This window comes from Streptococcus sp. SM5 (assembly GCF_027497975.1).
Genome location: NZ_JAJNSC010000018.1, coordinates 58275 through 66279 on the forward strand (window position 1 = coordinate 58275; position 8005 = coordinate 66279).

At 32.4% G+C, this 8005-nt stretch carries 5 protein-coding genes; 4 read left to right on the plus strand and 1 reads right to left on the minus strand.

Annotated features, from left to right (window positions below; all coding sequences use genetic code 11):
- The first annotated feature begins 66 nt into the window (after positions 1–66).
- The 4 genes from PAN07_RS12925 to PAN07_RS12940 all read left to right on the plus strand — a co-directional run bounded on the left by PAN07_RS12925 (position 67) and on the right by PAN07_RS12940 (position 5775).
- Complete coding sequence (locus tag PAN07_RS12925) at positions 67–2853, plus strand: DNA methyltransferase (RefSeq protein ID WP_269798054.1); 2787 nt, start codon at positions 67–69, stop codon at positions 2851–2853.
- 45 nt (positions 2854–2898) lie between these two features.
- Entirely contained in the window at positions 2899–3441 is a 543-nt protein-coding gene (locus tag PAN07_RS12930) for a hypothetical protein (RefSeq protein WP_269798055.1), read from the plus strand.
- A 424-nt stretch (positions 3442–3865) separates the two neighbouring features.
- Positions 3866–5206: a nucleotidyltransferase domain-containing protein gene (locus PAN07_RS12935; RefSeq protein ID WP_269798056.1), complete on the plus strand. Its 1341-nt coding sequence runs from the start codon at positions 3866–3868 to the stop codon at positions 5204–5206.
- Positions 5203–5775: an SLATT domain-containing protein gene (locus PAN07_RS12940; RefSeq protein WP_269798057.1), complete on the plus strand. Its 573-nt coding sequence runs from the start codon at positions 5203–5205 to the stop codon at positions 5773–5775. Before PAN07_RS12935 ends, PAN07_RS12940 begins: the two co-directional genes overlap by 4 nt.
- Positions 5776–6330: 555 nt before the next feature.
- On the opposite strand, the gene PAN07_RS12945 is transcribed toward PAN07_RS12940, so the two are convergent.
- Entirely contained in the window at positions 6331–7029 is a 699-nt protein-coding gene (locus tag PAN07_RS12945) for an ADP-ribosyltransferase (RefSeq protein ID WP_269798058.1), read from the minus strand.
- Between the last annotated feature and the right edge of the window lie 976 nt (positions 7030–8005).

Below are 8005 nucleotides of genomic sequence, written 5' to 3' on the forward strand. Positions count from 1 at the left end.
TCAATTATAATTTCAACTATTGAAATTATGAAATTATGCAAAAAATATCAATAGGAAAAAATATACATGAACATAAGGGAGCAGAAAAAGAAAGCTCGATCTTTCATTGAAAGATGGACTGGTCGAGGGAATGAAAGACAAGATAGCCAATCCTTTTGGTTAGATTTATTAGGGACAGTCTATGGAATTGAAAATCCCTCTACCTATATTACTTTTGAAGATAAAGTCATGCTTGACCACACCAGTTTCATCGATGGATTTATCGATACAACAAAGGTACTAATTGAGCAAAAGGGTGCAGATAGAGACCTAAACAAGGCTATAAAGCAGTCAGACAATACTTATTTGACACCATTTCAACAAGCTAAGCGCTATTCAGCCAACCTTCCATATTCTAAACGCCCACGTTGGATTGTAACTTGTAATTTTAAAGAGTTCTATGTCTATGACATGGAGCAACCAAATGGTGAACCAAAAGTCATTAAACTTGCTGATTTGGATAAAGAGGCTTACCGTCTAGAGTTTTTGATAGATAAGACAAATGAACATCTAGAACGCGAGATGAAGGTTTCTATCGAAGCTGGAGGAATTGTTGGAGAGATTTACGAGGGGCTTTTTAAACAGTACATCAATCCTGACAGCCCAGATAGTCTCCATGCTATTAACCAATTGGTTGTTCGTTTAGTATTCTGTCTTTATGCTGAGGATGCAGGGATATTTGGCCATCGAATGATGTTCCATGACTACCTGGCTCGTTTCGGTAGTCGTGATTTCCGTAGAGCTTTAATAGACCTTTTCTCAATCCTCGATACGCCGATTGAGGAACGTGACCCATACTTAGATGATGAACTACTGGCTTTCCCTTACGTTAATGGGGGGATGTTTGCCGAGAATAAGTTGGAAATTCCAAACTTTACGGAGGAGCTTCGTGAGCTAATTCTGGAGCATGCATCATCTAGCTTTGACTGGTCAGAAATTAGTCCTACTATTTTCGGAGCGGTATTTGAATCAACACTAAATCCAGAAACACGTCGAAGTGGAGGTATGCATTACACTTCTATTGAAAATATCCATAAAGTTATTGACCCGCTTTTCCTTGATGATTTAAAGGCTGAGTTGAACGAGATCCGTCAATTCAAGCAATTTAAAACGGTTGAACAAAAAGCTAAGCAGTTCCAGTCAAAACTATCTAGTCTGACTTTTTTCGACCCTGCTTGTGGTTCAGGTAACTTTCTAACAGAAATTTATATATCCCTCAGACGATTAGAGAATGAGGCTATTAAGCTTTATATGGGGGATACAGTAGCATTGGATTTAGGTCAAGATCTTGTTAAGGTGAAATTGAATCAATTCTATGGTATCGAGATTAATGACTTTGCGGTTTCGGTTGCTAAAACGGCCCTATGGATTGCAGAAAGCCAGATGCTAGAAGAAACTAAAGATATTGTATTTGCGAATATTGATTTCTTGCCACTTAAGTCTTATACAAATATTGTTGAAGGAAATGCTTTAGAAATTGACTGGGAAACAGTAGTACCTAAAGATAAGTTGAACTATATTATTGGAAATCCACCTTTTGTTGGTGCTAAATTGATGACTGCATCCCAAAAGTCAGATTTAATTTCTGTATTTGATGGATTGAAAGGTGCAGGGAATCTCGATTTTGTTACTGGATGGTACATTAAAGCAGCTAAACTCATTTCGAAAACAAGCATAAAAGTTGCCTTTGTATCCACGAACTCTATTAGTCAAGGCGAACAAGTAGCGATTCTCTGGAAACCTATTTATGAACTAGGAATTGAAATTATCTTTGCTTATCCTACGTTCAAGTGGGAAAGTGAAGCAAGCCAAAAGGCAGCTGTTCATTGTGTAATCGTTGGCTTCGCAGATATTCAAGTAGCAAAACAATGTCAGAAAGAACTCATCTTCACTAATATTAGAGAGATAGTCAGTCAGATCAATCCATATTTAATTGAAGCTCCAACTGTCTTTATTGAGAGTCGAACTACTCCAATTCATAATGTTCCTAGTATGGGAATCGGTAATAAACCGATAGATGGAGGTTTTTATCTTTTCGAAAAAGAAGAGATGGAAGAATTTATCCAATCAGAGCCACGTTCAGCTCAATATTTCAAACCTTGGTATGGTGCGAAGGAATTCATCAGTCGCAAACCACGTTATTGTCTCTGGTTAGGAGATTGTAATCCTAATGAATTGAGAAAAATGCCAAAAGTTCTTAAAAGAATTGAAGCTGTTCGAGATTATCGTTTAGCTAGTCCCAGTGCTGGCACAAGAAAGATAGCAGAAAAACCTACACGATTTCATGTTGAAAATATTCCAGATTCTGATTTTTTGATTATACCTAGTGTTTCATCAGAAAAACGAAGATATGTCCCGATTAGTTTTATGAGTAAAGAAAATCTGGCTAGTAATCTAGTATTAATTATTCCAAATGCTAGTCTATTTCATTTTGGTATACTAACTTCCAATGTCCATATGGCTTGGATGCGTACGGTTGCCGGTCGCCTTAAATCAGATTATCGTTATTCAGCTAAGGTAGTGTATAACAACTTCCCTTGGCCAGAAGTGACTGATGCTCAAAAAGAGAAAATTTCTAAATCTGCACAAGCTATTCTCAATGCACGTGCGCTTTATCCAGATAGCTCATTAGCTGACCTTTATGACGAGTTAACTATGCCAGTAGAACTCCGGCGTGCTCATCAAGCTAATGATAAAGCTGTTATGGAAGCTTATGGTTTAACAAAAATTGTTGATGGCAAGAAAACTTGGTTGACAGAAAGTGAGACAGTTGCACGGTTATTTGAAATGTATGAAGAAATTACATCTAAGTAATCGATATAATAGATAGAGATGTCTTATATGGAGAAATAAAGTATTATGAATAAAATTAAACAATTTTGGGTGAAATTTCAGATTGCATATACATGGAGTAAATTCTTTAAATTCGCTGTTAAAATAGGATCTTTTATTATTTTTATCGTAACTATAACTACTTTGTTGTACGATATTGAAACAAATATTGATAATGATGCTAATCAAAAAATGAACGATTTGATTAAATATGTATTCCAATATAGACAGAATCAAGATTTATTGGAATACTATTTATCAAAACCAAATTCAAATAAATCAGACTTTCAATTAATGGATCAGATTCAAAGAAACTATGAAAACAACTCCATAATATATCTAATTGAGACAAATTTAGATGAAAAGAATCCCTTTTCGAAAGAATTATTAAATAAGGTTAGAAATCAGGATGAGTACTTAAAAAAAGTAAATCCAGATTCAAAATTAGGGGGTACTGCGGAAGGTTATATTTCTGCCGATAATTTAAAGGAAACTGTAAAAAAATATAAAACATATCAGGACAATAAAATCAATGGTTTAAGTTTTTTTGAAAATATTCTAAATAATTAATTTATTTGTAAATACCAATAAATTTAACGCTTATTTTCCAATCTAAGATATAATCCCTAAAAGATTAGTAACCATGTTGTCGATTACTTAATCTAACCTAAGACATATTTGTCATTTTTATCTCTAAAATTGTAACTCTCCTTAAATATTTACATTTAGAATAGATGATTAATCTTAATTTACGGACGGATTATTTTCAATAATTTCGAATGAGTTATATTCCCATGAAAGTAAGAACCTTTTTTATAAATTCTAGATACAAAAGCAACCATTCAATTACATCAAGAAACACAATATATTGTGTATGCTTTTTTTGAAAAACACAACATATTGACAAAACAAACATTTAGTAGTATTATTACATTAAAGATGTTACTAGATTATAAGCTTTTTGAAGCAGAGTAGCTATAAAATAGAGGTGCACATGCTAGAATTTGATGTAATTGAACACTTTCAAGCGTTTGAAAAAAACCTGAGGACTTCTGAAGATGATGTAAATACTATAAGCAATAGAGTAAAAGTAATTACTAAAATAATTAACAGAGCTTATTGGAATATAGATTCTGAAGTTTCACATAGCATATTGGTAGGTTCGTATGGACGGGGGACAGCAATATACTTGAGTGATATAGACTTACTTGTAGAGCTTCCAGAAAATCAAAAAGATCGATTTGCTCAGTATAGCGGAAACGGTCAGAGTGCCTTGCTTCAGGATCTGAAAAGCAAATTATTGAATCACTATTCAGATTCGATTATTAAGGGAGATGGACAGATTGTTAGCATCGAGTTCTCTGACGGCATTCGCTTTGAGATATTACCAGCTTTTAAATTATCTGGTACAGATAAGTATGAATATCCTAATGCTAATGACGGTGGTAGTTGGGAAGAGACAGACCCTAAACTAGAACAATATAAACTAATGGACCAGAATAGACAATATAATTTTGCTGTTAAAAAATTTTGTCGTATGTTACGTGCATGGAACGATACAAACGATGTTGGATTGCATGGAATTGCCATAGATTCATTAAGCTATAGTTTTTTTGAAACTTGGGATGAGTCTAAAACAGGGTATGTATATTTTGATTGGATATCGCGCGATTTTTTCAGGTATGTAATAAATTTTATCGAGAATAATAATATTCTACTCTCGCTAGATGGAAGCTACAGCATTGAGATTGACACTGCTATAAAACGTAAGGCAGAGAGTGCTCTAAATAATTGCGAAACAGCTATTGTTTTCTGTAGAGATAATCAGAAATCAGAAGAGTATTGGAGTAAAGTCTTTGGGAAAAAATTTCCAAAACTGCTATCTGAAAAAAATTCCCAAACTGACAGAGTTTCAATCTCAAAACGTAGCACTAGAGAACCAATCGGCACTGCTATTGATACTGAGCAATTTGCAGATGAAATGGGATGGGATATTGCTATAGAAAAGACTGTTGAAATCCAATCAAGTTTAGAGATCAATGGTTTTAGGAAAGGTAGCATTTCACATAAATTTAGAATCCCAATAAAACCTAACTCAAAAATAATCTTTTCAGTTAAAGATGTTCCTGGTATTTGTTGGTATTGGAAGGTTAGAAATGTTGGAGCGATAGCAAATAGTAGAAATGCAATCAGAGGTCAAATTGTAAAAAGAACATATAAGATCGTTGAACCTATTAATTTCAAAGGCAATCATTATGTAGAAGTATACGGGATACATCAAGGCAGAGTGAAAATTTATGGGAAAATAGATGTGCCTTTGGAGGATTTTTTATGAGTGAAAATATTATGCAGCAAATGTTATGGCAGCAAATCGTTGAACAACACGCCAAGTTAGTATACAGTTTTACTACAGATGAAAAAGAAATAGCTCGTATATTATGGTGGGTGAAAATTCGACAAGTAACATCTATTATTTTGTCTGCAATAACAGTTAGCCCCGCTTTTTCATCTTTGTTTGGTCATAATGTGTGGTGGAAGTTTTTTTCTTCAATAGCGGGTATCGTTTTATTATGCTTATCTACTTACAATCTTAAAACAGATGATAACGGTAAGATAAGTGCTTTAAAGAAGTCAGCTGACACTTTATGGGAAATTAGAGAAAAATATATCTCATTATTAGTTGACTTTGATAATTTTACGATAGAGGAAATTAGAGATAAAAGAGATGAGCTGATTAAAGAGACTGCCAATGTTTATAAAAATAGACCTAAAACAAGTCCACGTGCTTATAGACAAGCTCAAAAAGCTTTACAAGTTGAAGAAGAGCAAACATTTAATGAGGGGGAAGCAGAGCAGCTACTACCTAGGTCCCTTAGAAACAGGTATCCGAGATCTAAACATTGATATAACAAAAAAGACAACAGATTTGACCCTGTTGTCTCTTTTATATATCCGAACATCTAATTTATTTCACAAAAAATGTAGTCAAAAATGTAGTCATTCGGTTAATTTTTATTGCAATACATTGAATTTTGAAAACTCAAGAATCGCGTTAAATCAAGGTTTTTTCGTTTCTACTGAAACGTAATGACCCACTATTTAACCTCTGTAAAAATTAAATAATCCCTTTATAAACCTTATTATATCAGCATTCTTTCCTGTTATTGAAAAATAGGTAGAGAAAAAGGTAGAGACTCAGGCTTTACTTAAAATTTATTAGTACAGAAATTATTTTTAAATTTTAACTGACTATAAACCTTTACAATCTTTCTTATTACTTAGTTTGGAATATAAATATAATAGCAAGTCTTTAAATTGTACTAAAACGGCTTTAGACACACTTCCTAAACTTAAAAACTCTAAAAAATCGGATGACATCATAAAAAGGGGTGAATTGCTTCTAACGGTAAGTATGAAAATAATCTACTATTGAAATCTCTTTAGCTCAAATTAAAATAATCATTCTGTATCAATTAAAAGGCAATTAATATAAATCTCATCTTCTCCAAGAATTCTTAACTTTGCTCCACGTTGAACCACTACTTCCTGGAAAGACTCAATCTCTCCATTCACATTTCCAGCATAGAAGGCACATGTCCCCTTTGGCAATAAAATTCTCAAAATACGTTCCGTTTTTTGAATGGTTGCTTTTGTGAGCGATGTATGCAAAAACCCCTTTTCATACATATCAACGTCATTAATAAACAGAGCCGCTTCTTTAGTTTGATTCAGAACTGAATCATCTATACCTCTATACACAACTATATCATTCATTAAACTATATTTTTTAATTGCATTACTATGTTCACAAGCTTCTTCATTTTCTAGATCTTTTCTTAAATCTTTATTTAATGCTTCTGAGAAATGACAGATTGAATACTCTGGAGTATATTTGTTGTTACTATTTGGAACATACATCTTTGGAGATACATTTATATATCTATGAGCGAATTCTTTAACTCTCTCAGTATATTTCTCACGTTCTTTGTCACTCATATTTTCATAAGAGATTTTAGAAATTTTGCCCTTATATGGTGCAATTTCATCCCATGACTCATAATCCATCTTATTGCCTTTTAGACCAGAGTATTGTATCGGTTTATTTAAGATGTAGTGAATCCAAAAATAATTCCAAATTTTATTAAAATATTTTTTCATGCAATAATACCTCACAATATTTTTAAATTTTATATAATTATATTAATAATCATTTCACGGTAGCGTAAAATAAGTTGTGTCAATAAAAAAAGAAATAGAGCCGTTATAATAGAGTTGTTAAACATTTCTAGAAAGAGATTTATTCCTATGTCTCAGTTTACCACAGAATCGCTTAACTTCCTAGCCTAAAATGCTCTGGACAATATGACTAGAGCATTTTCTATATATCCGAACATCTAATTTATTCACAAAATGTAGTCATTAGGTTGATTTTTATTGCACTACTTTGGAATTTAAATAAAGAAAAAACGCTTTAAATCAGCGTTTTTCTAATGTATTGATTCGTGTTGAATCCCTATTTCACTTCTGTAAAAACTAAATAAGGTAAATTTTTGATATTCTGGTTCGATTTTCGCTTATTTTTTATGAAAGTTTACCTTATTTTAATGAAACTGATTGAAATTAGTTAAAATTTTATTTTTTGAAAAGTTATGAAAACGTTAATTTTAAAGCACTTTGAAATTAGATGAAATAAGTGGTGCCCCAACCAGGCTTGAAAAAAGCTCGTAAAGCATCACAATTTAGTAAACGTTAAAACTTATTTAAACTTATTGAAAGCATTTCGTATCAAAAATACGGGATGCTTTTTCTGTTCACCCCAAATTTTTGTAACTAGGTGATACTTGAAATTAATACAAATTTGGTTGTTTTTGATAAATCTAAGCAACACTACATGATGAAGTGAAAGGGGATGAATCTTTGATAGTATTCACTTATTGTGAAATATGATATATTTATTAATTAGATGGATGAATACTTCTAGAGTTAAATATAGTATAATAGGGACATACTTTTTGGTTTATTTTTGTTTGTAGTCGGATTATGAAAGAATATCCAATATTATGCGATAAGATAGAATGTTACAAAAAAGAAAGGGGATGCAATCCGATGAAGAAAGACAGATTAATTGTATTGA

Coding starts and splice junctions, on each gene's coding strand:
- PAN07_RS12925 (WP_269798054.1), top strand. CDS start 67: ATGAACATAAGGGAGCAGAAAAAGAAAGCTCGATCTTTCATTGAAAGA.
- PAN07_RS12930 (WP_269798055.1), top strand. CDS start 2,899: ATGAATAAAATTAAACAATTTTGGGTGAAATTTCAGATTGCATATACA.
- PAN07_RS12935 (WP_269798056.1), top strand. CDS start 3,866: ATGCTAGAATTTGATGTAATTGAACACTTTCAAGCGTTTGAAAAAAAC.
- PAN07_RS12940 (WP_269798057.1), top strand. CDS start 5,203: ATGAGTGAAAATATTATGCAGCAAATGTTATGGCAGCAAATCGTTGAA.
- PAN07_RS12945 (WP_269798058.1), bottom strand. CDS start 7,029: ATGAAAAAATATTTTAATAAAATTTGGAATTATTTTTGGATTCACTAC.